Genomic DNA, 26,173 nt, shown 5'->3' on the forward strand with positions numbered 1-26,173 from the left:
TCAAGCTGGCCCGGCTGCTGGCCCAGGACAAGGCCATCGACGACCTGGTCGAGGTCGAGGTCCCCCGCACGGTGCAGCTGTTCGCCCCGGTCGTGACCTCCGAGAACGTCGACCAGTACCTCCCGTCCGCGTTCATGTCCTGACCCGCACCACCTGACACCGCCGCTCCGGGCCGCGCACCTGCGCGGCCCGGAGGGGTACGTTCCGACGCAATGGAGCTCTCGATGACCACCATCCACCCCGACCGGTCCGGTCGCCTCAACGTCGCCATGGTCGGTCACGCCTTCATGGGCGCCGCCCACTCCCAGGCGTGGCGCTCGGCCGGCCGGTTCTTCGACCTCCCGCTCCGCCCGGTCATGCAGGTCCTCGGTGGTCGTGACGCCGCCCGCACGTCGGCCGCGGCCGAACGGATGGGGTGGAACGACTGCGACACCGACTGGCGCCACCTGGTCACCCGCGACGACGTCGACCTGGTCGACATCTGCACGCCCGGTGACTCCCACGCCGAGATCGCCATCGCGGCGCTCGCCGCCGGCAAGCACGTCCTGTGCGAGAAGCCGCTGGCCAACACCGTCGCCGAGGCCGAGGAGATGACCCGCGCCGCCGAGGAGGCCGCGACCCGCGGCGTCCGCGCGATGGTCGGGTTCACCTACCGCCGCGTCCCCGCGATCGCCCTGGCCCGCCAGATGGTCGCCGAGGGCCGCCTGGGCGACGTGCGCCACGTCCGCGCGCAGTACCTCCAGGACTGGATCGCCGACCCCGAGGCCCCGATGTCGTGGCGCCTGGACAAGGAGAAGGCGGGCAGCGGCGCCCTGGGCGACATCGGCGCCCACATCATCGACCTCACCCAGCACGTCCTCGGCGACGACATCACCGAGGTGTCCGGCCAGCTCGAGACCTTCGTCAAGGAGCGCCCGCTCGCCGCCGAGCACGCCGGCCTGTCCGGTGCGTCGTCCGGGGGCCCCGAGCGCGGCCAGGTCACCGTCGACGACGCGGCCATGTTCCTGGCCCGCTTCCGCGGGGGAGCGGCCGGGGTCTTCGAGGCCACCCGCTTCGCCACCGGCCGCAAGAACGCCATCCGCATCGAGCTCAACGGCTCGGCCGGCAGCCTGGCCTTCGACTTCGAGGACATGAACGTCCTGCACTTCTACGACGCCACCGAGCCCGCCGAGACGGCCGGCTTCCGGCGCATCCTCGTCACCGAGGCGACGCACCCGTACGTCGGCGCCTGGTGGCCCCCGGGCCACGGCCTCGGCTACGAGCACGGCTTCACCCACCAGGCCGTCGACCTCGTGACCGCCATCGCGGCGGGCACCGACCCCACCCCGACCTTCGCTGACGGCCTGCGCGTCCAGCGCGTCCTCGGCGCGGTCGAGACCAGCAGCGACACCCGCAGCTGGCAGGAGATCCCCGACTAGGGCCTCCTCCCCGACCCCTCCACCACGGGGCACCCCGGACCCGGTACGCGACCCGCGTGCCGGGTCCGAGGCATGCCCGGAGTTCGGCAGTTCGGTCACACGACCTCGGTAGCACCAGTGCCCAAAACTCCCGGGACTTGTGTATTGACGCCGTTAAAAGGTCGTCCCTAGTGTGACGCTCGCCACGGCGGACGTCCGACCGCCGGCACACCCGAAAGGCCGATGCGCATGTCGCACCACCCGGTGGTCTCGGAGCGGACACGCTCCCCCCGTCCCTCCTCGAGCCCCGAGCGCCGCAGCCTGGCCGTCGCGCTGGTGGTCGCCCTGGTCGGGGGCCTGTTCGGCCTCACGGCCCCGGCGCAGGCCGCCCCGGCCGCGCCCGCCGACGCCGCACCCGCGGTGCAGGTCGACCAGGCCGCCGACGTCGCCGCCGACGTCGCAGCCGTCGCCGACGCCGGCGCCGTGGCCGCGGCGGACCCGCCGGACCTCACCAAGTTCCAGAAGGTCGTGCTCGGCCAGGGCAACACCCTGGGCGAGGCGATGGAGCTGACGGTGGCCCCCGACGGGCGGGTCTTCTTCATCACCCGGGCCGGCGACATCCAGATGTACGACCCCACGGACGGGTCAATCGAGATCATCATGCTCGGCACCCAGCTGAGCGTCTGGAGCGGCCTGGAGGACGGCGGCCTCGGCATCACGCTGGCCCCCGACTTCGCCACCAGCAAGCACCTCTACGTCTACTACGCCCCGCTGCCCAAGGCGCTCAACGCCAACCGCCTCTCGCGCCTGACCCTCACCGAGGACGCCACCACCGGCCAGGTCTCGATCGACAAGTCCTCCGAGAAGGTCCTCCTGCACGTCGGCACCCAGCGCAACATCTGCTGCCACTCCGCCGGCTCGCTGCAGTTCGACGGCCAGGGCGTCCTGCACCTGACCACCGGTGACAACACCTCGTCCTCGGACAACGGCGGGTTCTCGCCGCACGACGAGCGCTCCGGCCGCAACGACTACGACGCCCAGGACTCCGCCGGCAACACCAACGACCTGCGCGGCAAGATGCTGCGGATCATCCCCCGCGCCGACGACCTCGGCGACGAGGACCCCGTCGAGAGCAGCCCGGGCATGTCCTACGACATCCCCGACGGCAACCTGTTCGGCGAGGGCGGCAAGTACGCCACCGCGAAGTACCCGAGCGCCGACGCGGCCAAGACCCGGCCCGAGATCTACGTCATGGGCCTGCGCAACCCCTACCGCCTCGGCACCGACCCGGAGTCCAAGGCCGTCTACTGGGGTGAGGTCGGCCCCGACTCGCGCAGCAACGACCCGGGCCGCGGCCCGCGCCACCAGGAGGAGTTCAACCGCACCACCGAGGCCATGAACGGCGGCTGGCCCTACTGCGGCGGCGAGGTCGGCGACGACCTGGCCAAGCAGGACTTCGGCGGCGCCTACGTCGACTGGGACTTCACCGCCAACCGGGCCAAGACCAACGCCGACGGCTCGCTCAAGCGCTTCCCGTGCAACGACCCGACGGGCATGAAGGGCGTCAACGACTCGCCCAACAACACCGGCCTCGTCGACCTGCCGCCGATGACCGACGCCTGGATCCCCTACTCCACCTCGGCCCCGTTCAAGTACCCCGAGGTCGAGGGTTCCACCCCGACCGGCGCGCAGGTCTACCGTCAGTCGCGCAACAAGGCCGCGAAGGACACCGCGTTCCCGGCGTACTACGAGGGCTCGGTCTTCATCTCCGAGATGAGCCGCGGCTGGATCAAGGAGGTCCGCACCAACGCGGACGGCTCCATCGCCGCGATCAAGCCCTTCATGACCGGTTTCTACGCCCCCGGCGACATGGAGTTCGGGCCCGACGGCTCGCTCTACGTCCTCGAGTACGGCTCCGGCTTCTTCTCCGGCTCGCCCGACACCAAGCTCGTCCGCGTCGACTACGCCGTCAACGGCTCCGCCCCGCAGGTCAAGGTCGCTGCCACCCCCTCCGAGGGCGGCACCCCGCTCACCGTGGCCTTCTCCAGCGCCGGAACCAGCGACCCCGACGGCGGCACGCTGACCTACGCCTGGGACTTCGGTGACGGCGGCACCTCGACCCAGCCTAACCCCTCGCACCAGTACGCCAAGGCCGGCGACTACTCCGCCACGCTCAAGGTCACCGACTCCACCGGCAAGTCCGCCACCGGCGCGGTCGTCGTCAACGTCGGCAACACCCGGCCCGTCGTCGACATCACCGCACCGATCGACGGCGGCTTCTTCGCCCCCGGCAACAAGGTGAAGTACGACGTCAAGGTCTCCGACAAGGAGGACGGCCAGGTCGACTGCACCAAGGTCGAGGTCTCCGAGGGCCTGGGCCACGACGTCCACGCCCACCCGCTCCAGAGCACGTTCGGCTGCGCGGGCACGATGACGATGTCGCTCGACACCGACCACGGCGAGGACGCCAACATCTACGGCCAGCTGGCCGCGACCTACACCGACCGCGGCGGCAACGCCGGCACCAACGGCCCGCTCGTCGGCCGCGACCTCATCACCCTGCAGCCCAAGCGCAAGCAGGCCGAGCACGCCAACGGCCGCTCCGGCGTCAACGAGACCGGGTACGACGACAAGTCGGGCACGCGGCCCGGCGCCGGCGGCATCATCACCGGGATGGGCAACGGGAACCACATCTCCTACAACCCGATGAGCCTGGCCGGCATGCGCTCGATCGCCGTGACCTACTCCGGCTCGCCCGCCGCGGGTGCGGCCATCGAGGTCCGCGCCGGTGCCAGCAACGGCACCGTCGTCGCCCGCATCCCGCTCGACGGCGGGACGCAGGGCCTCTACTACTACAAGACGGTCAGCGGCGAGATCACCAGCCGCGCGGCCGACGCCGGCGGCAAGCCGCTGTTCTTCGTCTACACCGGCAACGGGGAGATGAACTTCGACGAGGTCCGCTTCACCGGTGACGGCATCGCCTCCGACGTGGCGCCGTTCGTCACCAGCGCGACCGCCACCCCGGCCGACGGCGCCGCGCCGCTCAAGGTCGACTTCGCCGCCGCGGCCACCGACAACGACGGCGACGCGATCACCTACACCTGGGACTTCGGCGTCGCCGGCACCACCGCCGACACCGCCACCGGCCAGGCGGTGTCCTACACCTACGCCGCGCCCGGCACCTACACCGCCACCGTCACGGCCAAGGACCCCAGCGGCAAGAGCAGCGGCAAGACCGTCCAGGTCGTCGTGCGCCGCGCCTGCACGACGGCGCCGGTGCCCGACGCCGGCTACACGATGCTCTTCAACGGCCGCGACCTCACCGGCTGGAAGCAGTCCGGTCCGGGCGGGTTCACCGTCGAGGACTGCACCCTGACCTCGGTCGGCGGTCTCGGCCTGCTGTGGAACACCACCAAGCAGTTCGCCGACTACTCGCTCAAGCTGCAGTACAAGACGAGCAAGGACGCCGACAACTCGGGCGTGTTCACCCGCTTCCCCGACCCGGGCAACGACCCGTTCGTCGCGGTCGACCGGGGCCACGAGATCCAGATCAAGGAGGGGCAGCCGAACGACGAGCCCCAGAAGACCGGCTCGGTCTACAACTTCGACCGCGAGGACGCGCGCAACGCCAAGCCCTCCGGTGAGTGGAACGACTACGAGATCAAGGTCGTCGGCCAGACCTACACGATGACGCTCAACGGCAAGGTCGTGAACACCTGGACCTCTGACGGCTCGCGCGGCACCACCGGCTACGTCGGCCTGCAGAACCACGGCGCGTCCGACACCGTGAGCTTCCGCAACGTCCAGATCCGGGAGCTCCAGGTCGAGGAGCCCTTCGTCAACACCGTCACCGCCACCCCGCTGCGCGGCGCCGCGCCGCTCGAGGTGACCTACACCGCCGCCGGCATCGACCGGCAGGGCGACGCCCTGACCTACGAGTGGGACTTCGGCGACGGCTCGCCGAGCGTCATCGGTGGCGCGACGATCAAGCACACCTACACCGCCAAGGGCGCCTACACCGCCGGCGCGATCCCGATCGACGCCAAGGGCAACCGCGGCCAGTCCGTGGCGGCCAAGGCCGTGACCGTGCTCGCCGACCCGGTGCCGGTCGCCACGGCGTCGCCCAGCTGTGGCCTCGCGCCGCTGCAGGTCGCCTTCACCGGCACCGCCACCGACCCGCAGGGCCAGGCCGTCACCTACGCCTGGGACTTCGGGGTCGACGGCGACACCGCAGACACCTCCAGCGAGGCCAGCCCGTCGTACACCTACGCCACCCCGGGCACCTACACCGCGACGCTGACGGTGACCGACCCCGACGGCAACACCGGCGCCACGTCCGTGCGGGTCCGGGCCCTCGAGTCCGGCGTGTGCCGCGCGGTCGCCGACCTGGCGCCGTTCTTCAACAACGACGGCATCTCGACCCACGCCAACCCCGGTGACGGCAACTTCGACGGCGGCGGCTGGGCCTTCGCCGCGGAGACCCTGCCGGCGGCCGTGCGCGACAACGGCGGCTCGCTCGTCGTCGACGGCGTCGACTTCGAGTTCCCGAGCCCGGCCGACGGCCGGAGGAACAACGTCGAGGCCAACGGCCAGACCATCCCGCTGCCCACCGGCCGCTACACCGGTCTGAGCATCCTCGGCTCCGCCCACAACGGCGACGTCGACCAGCCCGTCACCATCACCTACGCCGACGGCAGCACCTCGACCGCGCAGCTGCGCTTCACCGACTGGGCCGTCTCGCCCAAGTTCGGCGAGACCACCGCGGTCGACATGCCCCACCGCCACAACAGCGGCGGCGACACCAGCCCCCGGGTCTACCTGTGGGCGCAGTCGCTCCCCGTGCAGGACAAGGACCTGGCCAGCATCACGCTGCCGGTCGACGCCAAGCTGCACGTCTTCGCAATCAGCGCGACCGCGCCGGGCGAGGAGCCCCCGTGCGACCAGCCGCGCCGCTCCGACGAGTTCGACGGCACCGAGCTCCTCGACAACTGCCACTGGGGCGTGCGCCGCGCCGACGACAGCCTGTACGACGTCACCGGCGGCGCGCTCGAGCTGACCGCCGGCCCCGGGGAGTACAACAGCACCCCCAACGTCATCACCCAGGCCGCTCCCGAGGGGGAGTGGGAGGTCACGACCAAGGTGACCTTCGACCCGACCCAGGAGGGCCAGCAGGCCGGCCTCGTGCTGGCCGGCGAGGGCAGCTCCGGGTTCGCCAAGCTGATGTTCGTCCGCAAGAGCACCGCGGGCAACGAGTGGATCGAGTTCCTGAAGTCCAGCAACCCCAACAACAGCTTCGACTTCAACGGTGACTGGAACACTGGCGGCGCGAGCTTCGACGGACCGTTCCTGCCCGCGGACTTCCCGACCACGTTCTGGCTGCGGATGTCCTCCGACGGCACGGACCTGACCGGCGCCTACTCCCTCGACGGCGAGGAGTTCACCCAGGTCGGCACCAAGCGCGCCCTCGCGGGCATCACCAAGCCGCGGGTCGGCGTCATGGCCCTGCGGGGCGGCGCGACCGAGGCCCCCGTGGCGTCCTACGACTACGTCCGCTTCGGCGGCGAGCCCGTGCAGGTCTACCCCGAGGTCCCGGCGGTCGAGCCGACGGTGACGTCGTGCTCGCGCAGCGACGACTTCGCGGCGGCGCTCGACCCGCAGCGCTGGGACGGGATCCTGCGCGAGGACAAGGACCTCTACCAGGTCGCCGACGGTCGGCTCTCGCTGCAGACCGGTCCCGGTGAGCTCACCGAGGGCTCGCCCAACCTGGTCCTGCAGAGCCTGCCCAGCGGCGGCTACACGGCCGTCACCAAGATGACGCTCGCCTCGACGGCGGAGGGCCAGCAGGCCGGCCTGGTCATGCACAACCCGACCGGCGGCGGCTACCTCAAGCTCGCCTTCGTCAACAAGGGCGGCGGCAACCGCTGGGTCGAGTTCCTGCGCAACGACGGGACGAACAACGACTTCTCGGGCAACTGGCACTCCGGCCCGGGCGGCGGCTTCGGCGGCCCGTTCCTGCCGGGTGACTTCCCCGAGACCGTCTACCTGCGGTTCTCCACGGCGGACGGCGAGACCTTCCGCGGCGAGTACTCCGTCGACGGCACGACCTGGGAGACCGCCGGCGACGACCGCGCCGGCTTCGGTCCGGGGAGCTTCGTCGGCCCGTACGCCCTGCGCGGCCCCGGCGGCACCGTCGCCACGGCCCACTTCGACTGGTACGCCGCGGCCCCCGAGCGCGAGTGCGCCGACAACACCGCCCCCGAGGTGACCGCCACGGCCACCCCGACCACCGGCACCGCGCCGCTCGAGGTCGACTTCACCGCCACGGGCACCGACGCCGACGGCGACGAGCTCGTCTACACCTGGGACTTCGGTGCCGGGCCCGTCGAGGGCGGCACGCCCACCGGCGAGGCGGTCAGCCACACCTACACCGAGGCCGGCACCTACACCGCCACGGTCACCGCGACCGACCCGTCCGGCGCCACGGGCACCGACACGGTCGAGATCGTCGTCGACGGGGCCCAGCAGGGCCGCACCTGGATCGTCGACGCCGTCGACGAGACCAACCCGGTCTCCAACAAGTGGGTCTCCGAGGACACCGGGACCTCCGAGGTGACCATCCAGGTCGGCGACACCGTGGAGTGGCAGTTCGACCGCGCGACGATGAGCCACGACCTGACCTCGGTCGACAAGGCCGGCTCGACCCCGTGGAGCCCGCCGCTGCAGGAGTACCGCGACCCCAACGGCACGCCGGTGCGCTACACGTTCACCAAGCCCGGCACCTACGAGTACGTGTGCGTCATCCACGGCACGACCATGACCGGCACGGTCGTGGTCGAGGAGGGCGACACCGAGCCGCCGGTCAACACGCCGCCGACGGCCGACCCGCTGGTCGACCCCAAGACCGGTGCCGCGCCCCTCTACGTGCACTTCGAGGCCCGCGCCAGCGACGCCGACGGTGACACCCTCACCTACGCCTGGGACTTCGGGGACGGCACGGCCGGCAGCACCGCCGACCACGCCCACCACTCCTACACCCAGCCCGGCCGCTACTGGCCGACGCTGACCGTCAAGGATGGCAGGGGCGGCGAGCTCAAGCGCGAGTTCGAGGTCACCGTCACCGGCGGCCAGGCCCCGCTCGTGCGGGCCGGGGTCAGCACCCAGGCCGGCGACGCCCCGCTGAACGTCACGGGGACCGCGAGCGCCGAGGATCCCCAGGGCGACGACATGACGTACCGGTGGGACTTCGGGGACCCCGGCACCGCGACCAACATCGTCGACGGCACCCGGGGCAACCACACCTACACCCGGCCCGGCACCTACTCGGCCACGTTCAGCGCGACCGACCCCGCCGGCAACACCGGCAAGCGGACGTTCCGGATCGTCGTCGGTGGCGAGCCCCCGGTCGACCCCGAGCCGGAGGAGCCGGTCCGCGAGATCGAGCTGTCCGCGAGCGCTGCGCCGTCCACCGGCAAGGCCCCGCTGCCCGTCAGCTTCGGCACCGAGGTCTCGCAGCCGACCACCGTCGGCGGTGACCTCGAGGTCTTCGCCAACGGCACGGGGGTCTGGGACGACGTCGAGGGCACGACCACGATGACCCGCTGGGGTGCCTCGACCGACACCTTCCTGGAGCTGTCGGGCGTCAAGCCGAGCTCGACGCACATGGTGCACGTGCACGAGAAGTCGTGCGCCGACCAGAACGGCGGGGCGCACTACCGCTTCGACGAGACCAAGCCGTTCGAGGAGGCCAACGAGATCTGGCTGACCTTCACCTCCGACGCCGAGGGCAAGGCCTCGGTCGCGGTGACCGACCCGCAGCGCGCCGGCGACAAGGCCGTCTCGCTCGTCGTCCACCAGCCCGACATGGGCGCCGGTCGGATCGCCTGCGCCGACTTCGCCCCGGTCGAGGACGACAAGCTCACCTACGAGTGGGACTTCGGGGACGGCACCACCGGCACCGGCGCCGCGCCCGAGCACACCTACACCGAGGCCGGCACCTACGACGCCGTCGTCACGGTCACCCACGCCGGCCCGCACCCGGCCGCCGGCGGTGGCGGCCACGACGGGCACGACGGCCACGCCGGGCACGCCCGCCACGACGGCGAGCACGAGGGCGAGCACCCGAGCGCCACGGCCACGGTCCGCGTCGTCGTCACCGAGGGTGACGAGCCGGAGACCCCCGACACGCAGGCGCCCGACACCCGCGTGGTGGCCGGCCCCTCCGGGGTCACCCGCAGCCGGAACGCCACGTTCCGCCTCGGCTCCACCGAGGCCGGCAGCACCTTCGAGTGCAGCCTCGACGGGGCGGCGTACCGGCCCTGCGCGGCGACGCTGACCTACCGCGACCTGCGCGACGGCAGCTACCGGCTGCTCGTGCGGGCGGTCGACGCGGCCGGCAACAAGGACGCCACCCCGGTGGTCCGCACCTGGCGGGTCGACACCCGCAAGCCCACGGTGCGCACGACCGGACCGAAGGGGTCCACCCGCGACCGCACGCCCACCGTCAAGGCCACCGTGGCCGACAGCGGGCAGCGCATCGGTCGCTCCCAGGTGACCCTCCGCGTCGACGGCGAGGTCAAGCCCGGGTTCCGCTGGAACGCGAGCACCGGCCGCCTCACCTGGACGCCGGGCAAGCGGATGGCCGCCGGCCGGCACACGGTCCGCGTCGTCGTCGTCGACGCCGCCGGCCACCGCACCGTCACCCAGTGGCGGTTCACCGTCCGGCGCTGACCGGACCGCACCACCCCACCCTCCACACCTCCACCCCTCTTCCACGAGAGAGCAGGACACGCATGAGAAGTCTCCGTGTGCCCGCGGCGCGCCGCCTCCGGGCAGCCGTCGCCGGGCTGGCGGCCGTCGCCGTCACCGGCGGCACGATGGCCGCCGCCGACCCCGCCGCCGGTGCGCCGGCGGCGGGGGCGCCCGACGTGGCGCCGTACGTGATGCCGAAGGTCGCCCAGGCCGTCGCCGTCCCCGACTACGACGTCCTGGTCTTCTCCAGGACCGCGGGCTTCCGCCACGACTCCATCCCGGCGGGCGTGCAGGCCGTCCAGCGCCTCGGCGCGCAGGAGAACTTCTCGGTCACCGCGTCGGAGGACCCGGCGGTCTTCACGGCCGCCAACCTGGCCCAGTACGAGGCCGTGGTCTGGCTCTCCACCACGGGTGACGTGCTCAACGCCAGCCAGCAGACCGCGTTCGAGGACTACATCAAGGGCGGCGGCGGCTACGTCGGCGTGCACGCGGCCTCCGACACGGAGTACACCTGGCCCTGGTACGGCAAGCTGGTCGGCGCCTACTTCCGCAACCACCCCGCCGGCACGCCCACCGCCGACGTGCGGGTCGAGACCCGCGACCACATCTCCTCCTGCGCCCTGCCGCAGAAGTGGACGCGCACCGACGAGTGGTACAACTTCCAGCCCACCGAGGGCACCTTCTCCGGCGGCTCGCTGCCGTACGTCGGGGGCAACGGCCCGGCCACCGTGCCGGACTACTCCCCGCGGTCCAACAGCAACATCAAGGTCCTGGCCAACCTCGACGAGTCGACCTACGACGAGGAGGACGGCACCACCGCCGCCGACGACCACCCGATCGCCTGGTACCAGGAGTTCCAGGGTGGCCGCAGCTTCTACACCGGCGGCGGGCACACCGCGGCGTCGTTCTCCGAGCCGCTGTTCCGCAACCACCTGCTCGGCGGCATCCAGTACGCCGCGGGCGAGGAGCCGGACGCGTGCAACCCCCTGCCGCCGACCGACGCGTCGTTCGACCAGATCACCCTGGTCAAGGGCGACGACAAGGTCGGCGAGCCCATGGCCCTGTCGGTCCTGCCCGACGGCCGGGTGCTCCACAACGCCCGTGACGGCCGGATCTTCCTGACCGACCTCGAGGGCAACACGTCCCTGCTGCACGACGTGCCGATCTACTCCCACGACGAGGACGGGCTGCAGTCCATCGCGGTCTCCCCGAACTTCGCCGAGGACGGGTGGGTCTACCTCTACTACGCGCCGCCGCTCGGCACCCCGGCCGGCGACGCGCCCAACGAGGGCGACGCCGCCACGTGGGAGCGCTGGCGCGGCCACAACTCGCTCACGCGCGTGAAGATGGTCGGCGACGACCTCGACTTCTCCACCGAGCAGGAGCTGCTGCAGGTCGAGGCCGACCGCGGCATCTGCTGCCACGCCGGTGGTGCCATCGACTTCGACGCCGACGGCAACCTCTACCTCTCCACCGGCGACGACTCCAACCCGTTCGCCTCCGACGGCTACGCCCCGCTCGACGAGCGGCTGACCCGCAACCCGGCGTACGACGCCCAGCGCAGCTCGGCCAACACCAACGACCTGCGCGGCAAGGTGCTGCGGATCAAGCCCGACCCGACGGCGAAGTCCTACACGATCCCGCAGGGCAACCTCTTCAGAGAGGCCGCCGACACCGCCGGCAAGACCCGCCCCGAGATCTACGCCATGGGCTTCCGCAACCCGTTCCGGATGACCGTCGACAAGCGCACCGGCTACGTCTACCTCGGTGAGTACGGCCCCGACGCGGGCGGCCCCAGCGCCAACCGCGGCCCCGGCGGCATCGTGGAGTTCAACCAGATCCGCCAGGCCGGCAACTTCGGCTGGCCCTACTGCACGGGCACCAACACCGCGGCCGAGACCTACAACGCCTACAACTTCGCCACCAGCACCCCCGGCGCGAAGTACAGCTGCGCGGCCCCGGTCAACACCAGCCCGCACAACACCGGCCTGACCCAGCTGCCGCCGGCCCAGCCCGCCTGGATCAAGTACGACGGCGGCAACGTCACCTACAACGGCAAGACCACCAACGAGTTCGGTGGCGGCGGCGAGGGCCCGATGGCCGGCCCGGTCTACAACTACGACCCCGAGCTCGACTCGGACGTGAAGTTCCCCGAGTACTTCGACAACCACTTCTTCGCGGGCGAGTGGACCCGCGGGTGGATCCGCGACATCTCGATGAACGCCGCGGGCGACGTGGCCGGCATCGACCCGTTCTTCGACGCCTCGACGCTGTACGCCGTCATGGACATGGAGTTCGGGCCCGACGGCTCGCTGTACGTCCTCGACTACGGCAACGGCGGCTACTTCACCGGCAACGAGAACTCCGCGATCTACAAGATCAACGCGATCAACGAGGGCGCCCGGTCGCCGCAGGCCGACGCCGCGGCCACTCCGACGTCCGGCACGGCCCCGCTGACCGTCGCGTTCGACGGCACCGGGTCGACCGACCCCGACGAGGGTGACTCGATCGCGTCGTACGCCTGGGACTTCGACGGCAACGGGACCACCGACGCCAGCACCGCCAAGGCCACCCACGTCTACACCGCGACCGGCGTCTACAACGCCCGGCTGACCGTCACCGACACCACCGGTCGCACGGCGACCGACTCGGCGACGATCACCGTCGGCAACACCGCGCCGACCGTGGAGATCGTGATGCCGCCCGACGGCGGGTTCTTCGAGTTCGGCGACACCGTCAAGGTGCAGGTCGAGGTGACCGACCCCGAGGACGGCACCATCGACTGCAGCCGCGTCAAGATCGACTACGTCCTGGGCCACGACTCCCACGGCCACCCGCTCAGCGGTGGCACCGGCTGCGAGCTCGACCTGCAGACGATCAAGGACGAGGGGCACGACGCCTCGGCCAACATCTTCGGCGTCGTCAGCGCCACCTACACCGACAAGGGCGGCAGCGGCACCCAGGCGCTGACCGGCAGCGACGAGATCGTCCTGCAGCCCAAGCGCAAGCAGGCCGAGCACTGGACGACCCAGCAGGGCGTGGCCACCGAGGCCACGACCGACCCGCTGGGCGGCGCCCGCAACGTGTCCAACATCGACGCCGGTGACCACGTCTCCTACGGCCCGATCAGCCTCTACCAGGTGCCCAAGCTGCGCTTCCGGGTCGCCTCGGCCGGCGCCGGCGGCACCATCGAGGCCCGCCTCGACAGCCCGACCGGTCCGCTCGCGGGCACGGTCGCGGTGCCCAACACCGGCGGCTGGCAGACCTGGCAGTGGGCGGAGATGGACGTCGCCGAGTCGGCACGCACCGGCTCCCACGAGCTGTTCCTGGTCTTCACCAACACCAACCCGGCCGCGACCGGCCTGTTCAACGTGAACTTCTTCGACGCGCTCGGCAAGGGCGTCTCGCTGAACTCGCGTCCGCAGGTCGGGGCCATGGGCACGCCGACGCAGGGCACCTCGCCGCTGACCGTCGACTTCACCGGCTCCGCGTCGGACTTCGACGGTGACGAGCTCACCTACGCCTGGGACTTCGGCGTCCCGGGCACCGACACCGACACCTCGACCGACCTCGAGCCGAGCTGGACCTACACCGAGCCGGGCACGTACACCGCCCGCCTGACGGCGAAGGACCCGCAGGGCGCCACCGGCACGGCCACCGTGCCGATCCGGGTGCTCAACTCCTGCGGCGCCCAGCAGTCCGACGAGTTCGACGGCACCGCGCTCGACGGCAAGTGGCAGGTCATCCGGCCCAGCGGCCAGGTCGCCGTCACCAACGGCAGCCTCGTCATGCCGATCGACTCCGGCAGCCTCTACGGGCCCAACGGCGGGAACGCCAAGGACATCGTCGTCCAGCAGGCGCCCGACGGCGAGTGGACCGTCACGGCCAAGGTCTCCGCGGCCGTGTCGCAGAACTACGAGCAGGCCGGCCTGCGCGTCTACTCCGACGACGACAACTGGGCCTCGGTCCACCTCATCTCGGCCGGCGGCAACCGCGACGTCGAGTTCATCTACGAGGCCGACGGCGTGGCGCGCAACGACGCCGAGGACAAGGTCGGCGGGTCCTTCCCGCAGGACTTCCCCGGCACGTACTACGTGCGACTGGCCTCCGACGGCACCGACCTGCGGGCGTCGTACTCGGCGGACGGCGAGACCTTCAACCCGGTCGGCCGCCCCGCCTCGATGAGCACCCTCACCGACGCGAAGATCGGTCCCGCGGCCGTCTCCGGCGGTGCGACCGGCTCGCCGAACGCGACGTTCGACTGGGTGCGCTTCGACCCCGACGGCACCGTCGGCTCGACCGACCCGAGCGACGAGTTCGACGGCACCTCCCTCGAGGAGTGCCGCTGGAACGCGATCGTCCGCGAGGACCCGGCGGCGTACGAGGTGGCTGACGGTGGGCTGACCATCACGGGTGCGCTGGCCGACCTCTACCAGGACTCGGCCTCCGAGCCGAACGCGACCAACATCATCCTGCAGTCGGCGTCGAACACCTCGAGCGACTACTCGATCGAGACCCAGCTGACCACGACCTACACCGACGGCTACGGCCAGGCGGGGCTGATCATCTACGGCGACGACGACAACTACGTCAAGCTCGACCCGATCGCCGACGTCGACCGGCCCACGGAGAGCATCAACCGGGTCGAGCTCCGCTCGGAGTCGGGCTCGGCGATCCTCAACCCGCAGCCCGAGGTGGTCGTGCCGCCCAACGTGTCGACGTACAAGCTGCGGCTGACCAAGACCGGCACGTCCTACCTCGGCGAGGTCGACTTCGGTGGCGGCTGGCAGACCGTCGGCACCGTGTCGAACCCGACGACCGACATGGACTTCGGTGTCTTCTCGCTCGGCGTGCAGCAGGCCGACCAGTCGGCGACGTTCGACTACGTCCGGGTCACCGGCACCGGCGCGGCCAACCGCGCCCCGGTCGCCGCGGACGACAGCGCGACGACCACGACCGGCACCCCGGTCGACGTCGACGTGCTGGCCAACGACACCGACCCCGACGGTGACGACCTCACCGTCGACTCGGCCACCGACCCGGCGCACGGCACCACCGCGGTCGGCACCGACGGCACCGTCCGCTACACGCCCGACGCCGGCTGGACCGGGACCGACACGTTCACCTACACGGTGGGCGACGGCGAGCTGACCGACACCGCGACGGTCACCGTCCGGACCAGTGCTCCGTGCGGCCCCACCTCGGCCGACGACGCCTTCGACGGCGCCGAGCTCGACCGGTGCCGCTGGGACGCGATCGTGGCCGAGGACGCGACGAAGTACCGGGTGGCCGACGGCCGCCTGTACCTGACCACGACCCGTGGCGAGATCTACCAGACCGGCACCGGCAAGACGAACCTCGTCCTGCAGTCGGCCGGGCGCGCGGGCGAGGACTGGTCGATGGAGGCCACGGCCGACGTCTCCGGCCTCGACGGCAGCTACAGCCAGGCCGGCCTGATGGCCTACGGCGACGACGCCAACTACGTCAAGATCGTGGCCATCTCCGACCAGGACCGCCCGACCCCCAACCGGTTCGAGCTCCGCTCCGAGGTCGGCAACGTGATCGTCGGCAGCGACCCGCAGCCGGAGGTCGCGGTCCCCGCCGGGGCCGACCTGACCAAGGTCCGCTTCCGCCTGGCCAAGACCGGCACGTCGTACGCCGGCGCGGTCTCGTTCGACGGCGGCACCACCTGGTCCGCGATGCCGCGCACGGTCGAGAACGCGATGGTGGCGCCCGACTTCGGCGTCTTCGCCGCGGGCGTCAACCAGGAGGGTGACGAGGTCTCGTTCGACGAGTTCGTGCTCGACGGGCCCGACCCGGTCGACCCGGTCAACGCCGCCCCGGTCGCGGTCGACGACACGGCCACGACGGCGCAGGACACGGTCGCCACGATCGACGTCCTCGCCAACGACACCGACGCCGACGAGGACGCCGTGCTGGTCGTCGACTCGGTGACCGCCCCGGCCCACGGCACCGCCGTGGTCGAGGACGGCGAGGTCGTCTACACGCCGGCCGCCGGGTTCTCCGGGACCGACTCCTTCGACTACGTCGTCTCCGACGGCACCGACACCGACACCGGCACGGTGACGGTCACGGTGACCAAGGTCGTCGTCCCGCCGCAGCCGGTGGCCGACACCCGCATCACCGCGGGCCCGTCGGGGGTCAACCGGAGCCGCACCGCGGACGTCCGGTTCACCGCGACCGGCCAGGGCGCCGGCCAGGCGACGTTCGAGTGCTCGCTCGACGGCTCGGCCTGGGCGGAGTGCATGTCGCCGCGGACCCTGCGCAACCTGGCCGACGGGTCGCACACCTTCCGGGTCCGGGCGGTCACCGCGGGCGGCGTCGACGCCACCCCGGCCGTGCGCACCTGGACGGTCGACGCCACCGGCCCGCGCATCCGCAAGGTCACCCCGACCGGCGCCCTGCGCGACCGCACCCCGACCATCGGGGCGGTCGTCGACGACGCCACCTCGCGGGTCAAGGGCCGTGACCTGGTGCTCTACGTCGACGGCAAGCGGGTCAAGGGCGTCACGTACGACGGCGCCCGGGACCGGATGACCTGGACGGCGAAGAAGGCCATGTCGTTCGGCCGCCACCAGGTCCGCCTGGTCGCCCTCGACGCGGCCGGCAACCGCACCGTCAAGCGCTGGAGCTTCCGCATCCGTCGCTGATCGTCGGCGCCACCGCGCCGCACCACCGAGCACCGGCCGTCCCGGGGGAGACCCCCTCGGGGCGGCCGGTTGGCTTGGTGGGAACGCACGGTGGTCGAGCTGGGGTGCCGGGCGGCCTGGCTCGAGACCGCACCCTCGTGATGTTGCGCTGCACCGGTGGCCAGCGGTCGTGGGTTGGTGCGGGTGGCCGCGCGCGTGGCAGGTCGCGTCTCGGCGTCAAGGACGCTCGCTGCGCTCGCGCCGGCTCCGCCGGCCGCTTCGCGGTCCTTGACCCCGAGCCTCGCGCGACCTGCCGACCTGCGCGCTGTCGGCGCGGCCTCGCAAGCTCGGCGCGCCGCCGCTGGCGCGGCCACCCGCCCCACATGTCACATGTGACGCACCGTCACCACTCCTGATGCGGATGTCCCACCCCTGGTCGGTAGTTCCCCGTCAGGAGTGGGAGATCGGCGCCAGGAGTCGGGGGCGGCCGCGCATGCGGCGGCGCGGGCGGAGCCCGTGCCGTTGAGCGCGCCGTCAGTCGATCGGGCGAGGCTCCGGGTCAAGGACCGCGAAGCGGCCGGCGGAGCCGGCGCCGCAGGCGTCCTTGACGCGGAGACCCGATCGGCTACGCGCGCGGCCGCCCACAGCGGCCCCGGAGGACCTCAGGCGTGGGCGTGCGCAGCGTGGGCGGCGTGGGCCATCGGGTTGGCCAGCATCGCGTTGACCGACGCCGGGGCCAGGAACTGCTGGACGGCCATGGTGGCCGCGCCGATGACGCCGGCGTGCTCGCCGGTCTGGGCGGGCACGACGCTCAGCTCGCCGGTGGCGAGCGGGAGGGAGCGGGCGTAGATGACCTCGCGGACGCCGGCCAGGAGGCTGGGGGCGCCGCCGGCGAGCGCGCCGCCGAGGACGATGACCGAGGGGTTGAGCAGGCTCACGCAGGAGGCGAGGGTCTCGCCGATGTCGCGGCCGGCGCGGCGGATGGCGGCGACGGCGGCGCGGTCGCCCCGGGCGAGGCGCTCGAGCACGACGCGGCTGGCGTCGGCGACGGCGTGGTGGTCGGGGTCGATCTCCAGGGCGATGGCCCGGGCGCTGGCGATGGCCTCGAGGCAGCCGTAGTTGCCGCACCCGCACAGGGCGTCGCTGCCGCGGGGGCTCTGCACGTGGCCGAGGTCGCCGGCGGAGCCCTGGGCGCCGCGGTGGAGGTGGCGGCCGCTGATGATGCCCGCGCCGATGCCGGTCGCGACCTTGACGAACACCAGGTGCTCGACGTGGGGGTAGGCGACGGAGTGCTCGCCGAGGGCCATGAGGTTGACGTCGTTGTCGACGAGCACGGGAGTGCCGAGCCGCTGTGCGACCCAGGCGCTCACCTCGAACCCGTCCCAGCCGGGCATGATCGGCGGCTTCACCGGGCGCCCGGTCTGGTGCTCGACGGGCCCGGGCAGGCCGATGCCGACGCCGGCCAGGTCGGCGCGGGTGCGCCCGACGGAGGCCAGGAGCCGGTCAGCGACCTCCACCAGCCACCCGAGGGTGGCCTCCGGGCCGGCGGCGATGTCGAGGTCGGCGACCTCCTCGGCCAGCACGGTGGCCGTCAGGTCGGTGAGGGCGGCTCGGCCGTGGGTGACGCCGAAGTCGGCGGCGAGCACCAGCTTGGCCTGCGGGTTGAACGAGAAGCGGGTGGGCGGGCGGCCGCCGGTGGAACGGCTCTGGCCCGAGGGCTGCAGCAGCCCGACCGAGAGCAGGCCCTCGATCCGGCCGGCGACCGTCGAGCGCGCCAGGCCGGTGAGCTCGATCAGGTCGGCGCGGGTGCGCGGCTGGCCGTCGAGCATCAGGTTGAGCAGGTCGCCGGCACCAGGAGGTGCGGCCGAGTGCCCGGGGGTCGCGACCTCCACGCCCGGGGCGGGGAGCATCTGCGTCATGCCGGTCATCGTCCCACGCATGTGACGAAAGTGGAACGACTTGTGCACCGGAGTGTGCAAGTTTTGCCCGATCGCCGGCCAAAAGCGGGAGGGGGTGTCGGTAACGTACCCAGCCGCAGCGTGGTGATGCCTCACCCCGCGCGGAGTGGGACGGAGAACGACGTGCTGGGGAACCTCGGGGCCTGGCTGGCCCGCCGACGGCGCTGGGTCCTCGGCGCCTGGGCGGCACTCACCGTCCTCGGTGCCGTGCTCGGCGGCTCGGTCTACGACCGCACCTCCCCGGTCGACGGCACCCGGCCCGGGCTGGAGTCCAGCGTGGTCCAGGAGCGCCTCGACGCCCTCGACCCCGAGGGCGAGACGGTGGTGGCCGTCTTGTCGGGTCGCGAGTTCTTCGCCACCGACCTCGTCGACCAGGCGAGCCGGGTCATGTACGACATCCGCGAGATCCCCGGCGTCGTGCAGGTCGACGACGCCTGGACCTCGGGCGGGGTCATCGGCGACGACCGGCAGAGCGCCCTCGTGGTCGTCGAGCTCGACCGCGGGCTCGACGAGGACGAGGCCGCCGAGGTCGCCGACCGCGTCGCCGAGGACATCCGCCGCGTCGAGATGCCGGAGGTGCTCGTCGGCGGCGAGCTGCTGTCCGAGCGGGCCTTCGCCGAGCGGGCGATCGCCGACACGGTGCGCGGCGAGCTGGTCGCGCTCGCCTTCCTCTGCGTCGCGCTGCTGCTCATCCTCGGTGGCGCCCGGGCCGCCGCGCTGCCCCTGGCGGCTGCCCTCGCCGTCATCGCCACCACGCTGCTGGCCCTGACCGCCCTGGCGGGCGTCGCCACGGTCAGCGAGTTCACCGTCAACGTGGTCACCCTGCTCGGCATCGGGCTGGCCGTCGACTACAGCCTGCTGGTCGTCTACCGCTTCCGGGAGGAGCGCGCCGCCGACCGCAAGGCCGACGTCGAGCTCCTCCTGCGGCGTACGACGGCCGCCGCCGGCAAGGCCGTCCTGGTGTCGGGACTGGCCGTGGCGACCGCGATGGCCGGCCTGGCGGTCTTCGCCGACCCGCTGCTGGGTGCGATGGCCCTGGGCGGAGCGCTCGTGGTCGCGCTGGCCACGCTGGCCGGGCTCACGCTCGTCCCGGCCCTGGTCGCGGTCGCCCATCCCCACCTGCCCGCGCCCGGCCGGCGCACCTGGGTCTGGCGACGTCCCTCCCGGCGCCGGGGTCCCGGCCTGCTCGCCCGGCTCACGGTGCTCGCCCAGCGCCGGCCCCTCGTCGTCACCCTCGCCTCCGTGGGTGCCCTGCTGGTGCTCGCGATCCCCGCCCTGCAGGTGCAGCTGGCCAACTCCGACGCCTCCGCGCTGCCGCCGGGCAGCGAGGAGCGCCTGACCGCGGAGGCGGTCGAGGACGGGTTCGAGGAGGCCGAGCAGCCCCTGACCTTGGTGGTCCCCGGCGACCCGGAGGTGCCGGAGCTGCAGCGGCTGCTGGCCGACCTCAAGGCCCTGCCCGACGCCGACGAGGTCTTCCTGCGCGACGACATCGACGGGATCACCGTCGTCGACGTCGTCCCCGACGGCCCCCAGGCGGGCCCGGCCGCGCAACGACTGGTGCACGACGTCCGCGCCCTCGACGGGCCGCGGCTCCAGGTCGGCGGGCCGGCCGCGGAGCTGGTCGACGCCAAGGACGACACCGTCGACCGGCTGCCCCTCGCGGTCGCGCTGGTCCTGCTGGCGACGTTCGTGCTCCTGCTGCTGCTCACCGGCTCGGTCGTCGTGCCCGCCAAGGCCGTGGTGCTCAACCTGCTGACCCTCGCGGCGACGTACGGCGTGATGGTGGCGGTCTTCCAGTGGGGCTGGGGGTCGGGGCTGCTGGGGTTCGAGCCGTGGGGCGCCATCGACCTGACCACGCCGCTGCTGCTGTTCGTCTTCGTCGTGGGGCTGTCGATGGACTACGAGGTCTTCCTGCTCTCGCGCATCAAGGAGGAGTGGGACCGTCGCCGCGACGACAGCCGGGCGGCCGGCGACCGCGCGGTCCTCGCCGGGATCACCGCGACCGGCCCGGTCGTCACCGCCGCGGCTGTGTGCATCGGCATCGTCTTCCTCGGGTTCGCCACGGCCGAGCTGGTCGCGGTCAAGGAGATCGGCGTCGGGATGACCGTGGCCGTGCTGCTCGACGTCACCGTGGTCCGCGGCCTGCTGCTGCCGGCCTCGATGTCGCTGCTCGGGCGCTGGAACTGGTGGCGGCCGTTCGTGCCGCCGGCGCCGCCGACGGCCCCCTCGAGCGGGCGGTCGGCCGGCGGGCGCCGTCCCCGGGTTGCGTCGGGACAGGCGCGCCCGAAGGGGTGATTTTGCGATAAGTGCCGCCAGTTTGGTCTGAGCACTAGACAGAAGTCGTGTGGTCGTCGTCATAATCCTCGGGTGCGGTCTGTGACCGCCGTCTCATGACCCGAGAGGACCACCCCTTTGTCCCAGCACCAGACATCGCCGGCCCGGCGAGGAGCCCGACGGCTCCTCGCGGGCGGGCTCGCCGCCGCCCTGTGCGGCGGAGTGATGGCCGCGACCACCACCTCGGCCTCGGGCGCCGAGGTCGTCTACGAGCCCGGCGTGGCCGTGCGCACCTTCCAGGTTCCCTACAACCTGCAGAAGCTGTGCACGATCAAGGACGGCCAGACGCCCAACGTCGAGACCGTCAAGTCGGTCGTCGACCTCAAGAACGCCGGCGACTTCGGCGCCGGTGCCTTCGCCGACAAGTTCATCAGCCACACGCTCGGACGGGTGCAGGCGACGACCGCCGGCTCCTACCAGTTCGAGCTGACCAGCGACGACGGCTCGCGCCTCTCGCTCGACGGCAAGGTCGTCGTCGACCACGACGGTCTCCACGGCGCCGAGCCCAAGACCGGCACGGTCACGCTGACCGCCGGCTACCACGAGCTGTTCATCGAGCACTTCGAGGCCGGCGGTGGCGAGCAGGTCACGCTGAAGTGGAAGAAGCCCGGCGACACCTCCTTCACCCTGGTCCCGACGTCGGCCCTGTCGACCCCGACCGGGTTCGCCCGGGTGACCTCCCCGGGCAACAAGGAGTGCGAGGGCACCCAGGACAGCCCGGGTGACGGCCTCCAGCTCGACGGCGTCAACCCGGCGTACAAGGTCGTCGACCTGCGTCCCGCGGGGTTCGAGCCCAAGGTGACCGGCATGGCCTGGGAGGGCAGCGACCTCATCCTCACCACCTGGGGCGGCACCGGCGACCCGGTCAACCAGACCTCCGAGGGCAAGCTCTACCGCCTCAAGGGCGTCAAGACCGCGACCAGCCCGGCCGGCGTCACCGTGACGGAGATGGCCTCCAAGCTGCGCGAGCCGCAGGGCGTCGCCGTCGTCGACGTCGACAAGGACGGCAAGAACGAGTACTACGTCGCCGAGAAGGGCCAGGTCAGCAAGTTCACCGACCTCGACGGCAACGGTGTCCTCGACCCCAAGACCGCGTTCTGGACGGTGCCGACCAGCGGCAACTTCCACGAGTTCGCCTTCGGCCTCCTGCACAAGGACGGCAAGTTCCACCTCAACCTCTCGGTGGCCATCGACTACGGCGGCGCCACGACGACCCCGCAGCCCGCGCCCCAGGTCGACGGCAAGGTCATCCGCGGCAACAGCATCACGCTGGACGAGAAGACCGGTGCGATGAGCATCGTCGCCGGCGGTCTGCGGACCCCCAACGGCATCGGCTTCGGGCCTGAGGGCGGCACGTTCGTCACCGACAACCAGGGTGGCTGGCTCCCGGCCAACAAGCTGGTCCAGATCAAGCAGGGCCGCTTCTTCAACCACAAGACGTCCCCGGCGGGCCCGTTCCAGTCCAGCCCGGTCACCAAGCCGGTGCTGTGGATGCCCCAGAACGAGATCGCCAACTCGCCCAGCACCCCGGTGCTGCTCGACAAGGGTCCCTTCGCCGGCCAGATGATGATCGGCGACGTCACCTACGGCGGCCTGCAGCGCGCGTTCCTCGAGAAGGTCGAGGGTGAGTACCAGGGCGCCCTGTTCCGCGGCACCCAGGGCCTCGAGGCCGGCGTCAACGAGGTCCTCATGGGCGACGACGGCTCGATCATCACCGGCGGCATCGGCGGCGGTGGCAACTGGGAGCAGTCCGGCAAGCTCACCTACGGCCTGCAGAAGCTCGTCCCGACCGGCGTGACACCGTTCGAGATGAAGTCGATGGAGCTCGTCGACGGCGGGTTCAAGATCACCTACACCGAGCCCCTCGCCGCGGCGACCCTGACCGACCTGGCCTCGAAGTACTCCGTCGACCAGTGGGGTTACAAGCCCACCGCGGCGTACGGCGGCCCCAAGGTCGACGAGGAGACGCTGAGCGTCACCTCCGCGACCCCGTCGGCCGACGGCACCTCGGTCACCCTCGCCGTCGAGGGCCTCAAGCCCGACCGGGTCGTGCACGTCCGCTCCCCGCGGCCGTTCGCCTCGGCCGACGGTGACGCGCTCTACAGCACCGAGGTCTGGTACACCCTCAACGCCCTCCCGGGCTACGTCGCCCCGCCGGCCCCGCCGGCGACCCAGGGCCTCTACGAGCTCGAGGACGGCGAGTTCTCGGGCAGCGCCCGGACCGACACCGAGCACGCCGGCTACAGCGGTGACGGCTTCGTGGCCGGGTTCGACAAGGTCGGCGCCTCGGTGACCTCCACCCTCGTCATCGACGAGGCCGGCAGGTACGACGTGGCCCTGGGCTACGCCAACGGCCCCAACCCGTTCCAGGGCCCGAAGGACGTGTCCCTCGTCGTCAACGGCACCGAGCAGCAGGTCACCCTGCCCTCGACGCTGGACTGGAAGACGTGGGGCACCCACCGCTTCCAGCTCGACCTGGTCAAGGGCGAGAACACCGTCACGATGCGCTACGACGCCGACGACGACGGCAACGTCAACCTCGACTTCCTCAAGGTCGCGCCGGTCACCGGCACGGTCTACGAGGCCGAGGAGGGCGAGCTGGCCAACGGCGCCAAGGCCGACACCGAGCACGAGGGCTACACCGGCTCCGGCTTCATGGGCGGCACCTGGAACCCGGGCGCCAGCTCCACGATGACGGTCCACGCCGCCGAGACCGGTGACCACCCGACGACCGTCCGGTTCGCCAACGGCCCCAACCCGCAGCCCAACCAGACCAAGAACATGACGGTCCGGGTCGGCGACAACGCCCAGCGCGTGGCCTTCCCGCCGGGGGGCAGCTGGAAGACCTGGCTGACCAAGGACATCACCCTGCCGCTGGTCAAGGGCGACAACACCGTCACCGTCGAGTACGCCACCGGCGACGAGGGCAACGTCAACATCGACCACCTCGCCGTGCGCATGCCCGGCGGGCTCGACTGCGGCACCACGCCCGTGGCGGCCGACGACACCTTCGACGGCGCGGCGCTCGACCGGTGCCGCTGGAGCGTCCTCAACGAGGTCAGCGCCGGACACCGCCTCGCCGGCGGCAAGCTGGAGATCAACGCCCGCGCCGGTGACCTGAGCGGTGGCACCACCTCCGCCCAGAACGTCGTCCTGCAGCGCACGCCGCAGGCCGACAGCACCTGGACCGCCGAGACCACGGTCGCCGTCGACGGCACCGACGACTACATCCAGTCCGGTCTCGTGGCCTACGGCGACGGCCAGAACTACGGCAAGCTCGTCGTGATGAACCACCCCGACAACGGGTGGGTCGTCGAGCTCGGCAAGATCACCGGCGGTGGCCTGGCCTACAGCCCGATCCAGCAGCTGCCGGCCGACGCCAACAAGACCGGTGTCCGCCTCAAGCTGGTCTCCGACGGCGAGGTGCTGCGCGGTCAGTACTCCGTCGACGGCGGCACCACCTGGGTCAACGTCGGCGCCCAGCCCGACGGCACGTCGTACGGCCTGACCGGCATCAGCAAGCCGATGCTCGGCCTGGCGGCGTACAACGGCACCGGCACCGAGGTCGCGACCTTCGACGACTTCGTGGTCGGCGAGCCCGCGGTCGCTCCGGAGCGCTGCACCCCGGCGACGCCGGAGGCCGGCTACGAGATGCTGTACGACGGCACGCGGGCCTCGATGGCCGACTGGACCATGGCCGGCGGCGGTTCGTTCGTCCGCCAGACCGACTGCTCGGTCCTCTCCGAGGGCGGGTTCGGCCTCTGGTACCACACCACGCCGATCGACCACGCCTACTCGCTGAAGCTCGACTGGATGAAGCCGGGCGACGACAACTCGGGCATCTTCGTGGGCTTCCCGAACCCCGGTACCGACGCGAACGCGCCGATCACCACGGGCCACGAGATCCAGATCGACTCGACCGACGACGCCGACAGCACCACGGGCGCCATCTACAACTTCAAGGCCGCCGACGCCGCCGCTCGCGACGCCGTCCTCAAGGCCGACGGGGAGTGGAACAGCTACGAGCTGATCGTCGACGGTGACCACATCGAGGTGTGGCTCAACGGCACCAAGATCAACGAGTACGACGACGTCGACCCCAACCGGATGAACCTGCCGTCGCACATCGGGCTGCAGACCCACGGCGCCGGCGACGACGTCTACTTCCGCAACGTCCAGATCAAGAACCTGGACGCGCCGGTCGACCCCGAGCCGGTGGCCTCCACGACCACCGCGACGGCGACCCCGGCGTCGGTGCAGCAGGGCGGCTCGACCTCGGTGGCCGTCAAGGTCAGCGCCGAGGGCGCCACGCCGACCGGCCAGGTGACGGTCTCCGACGGGACCAAGGTCGTCGGCACCGGCACGGTCGCCAACGGCACGGCGACGGTCAAGGTCGGCCCGCTGACCACCGTCGGCACCCGGTCCCTCAGCGTCGCCTACGCCGGTGACGAGCAGGTCGCGGCGAGCGCGACGACCGTCCAGGTCGTCGTCACCGCCAAGCCGGCGCCCAAGCCGGTCCTGCAGCTGCGCGGGAAGGTCGTCGACGCCAACAAGGCCCGGCGCCTCGGCGTGGTCAAGGTGACCTGCAAGCCCGTCGGTGTCCGCTGCTCCGGCTCGGTGAAGCTGATGTCGGGCGGCAAGCGGATCGGCACCGCGAAGTTCTCGGTGGCGAGCGGCAAGACCGGGACGATCAAGGTCACGCTCGGCAAGAAGGCCCGGGTCCTGCTCGCCAAGCGCCCGCAGGTCAAGGCCAACCTCGTCGTCAACCTCGACGGGGCCGGCAAGAGCACCACCAGGGTCACGCTGAAGCGCTGACCCAGCAGGGCCCCCGGCGCGCGTCGTACGAGACTCCGTACGGCGCGCGCCGGAGGTGTCCCGGGGCCCGACCGCTTGTGGTCGCGGTCACAGGACCCGTAGATTTGTACGAAAGCACAACAAAACCGCTGAGGAGTACCGCCAATGCCGCGTCCGATCACGTTGTTCACGGGCCAGTGGGCCGATCTGCCTTTTGAGGAGGTGTGTCGTCTGGCGTCGGGGTGGGGGTATGACGGGCTGGAGATCGCGTGCTGGGGGGATCACCTGGATC

The 26,173-nt window shown here is 71.8% G+C and carries 6 protein-coding genes; 5 read left to right on the plus strand and 1 reads right to left on the minus strand.

The genetic code is table 11. The annotated features are described in order from the left end of the window. Window positions 1-212 precede the first annotated feature (212 nt). From FJQ57_RS21940 to FJQ57_RS23475, 3 genes are all read left to right on the plus strand, one after another. Window positions 213-1,418, plus strand: a complete 1,206-nt coding sequence (locus tag FJQ57_RS21940) for a Gfo/Idh/MocA family protein (RefSeq protein ID WP_246081970.1) — start codon at window positions 213-215, stop codon at window positions 1,416-1,418. 228 nt (window positions 1,419-1,646) lie between these two features. Next, window positions 1,647-10,124 carry a PKD domain-containing protein gene (locus FJQ57_RS23100; RefSeq protein WP_211349328.1) on the plus strand — a complete coding sequence of 2,826 codons (8,478 nt, stop codon included), beginning with the start codon at window positions 1,647-1,649 and terminating at the stop codon, window positions 10,122-10,124. Window positions 10,125-10,186: 62 nt separating this feature from the next. Then, window positions 10,187-16,816, plus strand: coding sequence for a ThuA domain-containing protein (locus FJQ57_RS23475; protein ID WP_139984516.1), 6,630 nt, complete (start codon window positions 10,187-10,189; stop codon window positions 16,814-16,816). Window positions 16,817-17,457: 641 nt separating this feature from the next. Here the strand turns inward: FJQ57_RS23475 and FJQ57_RS21985 are convergent. Further along, window positions 17,458-18,714, minus strand: coding sequence for an ROK family protein (locus tag FJQ57_RS21985; protein WP_170219565.1), 1,257 nt, complete (start codon window positions 18,712-18,714; stop codon window positions 17,458-17,460). A gap of 162 nt (window positions 18,715-18,876) precedes the next feature. On the opposite strand from FJQ57_RS21985, the gene FJQ57_RS21990 reads away from it, so the two are divergent. Further along, window positions 18,877-21,048, plus strand: coding sequence for an MMPL family transporter (locus tag FJQ57_RS21990; RefSeq protein WP_170219566.1), 2,172 nt, complete (start codon window positions 18,877-18,879; stop codon window positions 21,046-21,048). A gap of 204 nt (window positions 21,049-21,252) precedes the next feature. Then, window positions 21,253-25,902: a 3-keto-alpha-glucoside-1,2-lyase-like domain-containing protein gene (locus tag FJQ57_RS21995; protein WP_139984519.1), complete on the plus strand. Its 4,650-nt coding sequence runs from the start codon at window positions 21,253-21,255 to the stop codon at window positions 25,900-25,902. Window positions 25,903-26,173 lie beyond the last annotated feature (271 nt).

Origin of the sequence: Nocardioides litoris (genome assembly GCF_006346315.1) — a bacterium.
Taxonomy (GTDB): Bacteria; Actinomycetota; Actinomycetes; order Propionibacteriales; family Nocardioidaceae; genus Nocardioides; species Nocardioides litoris.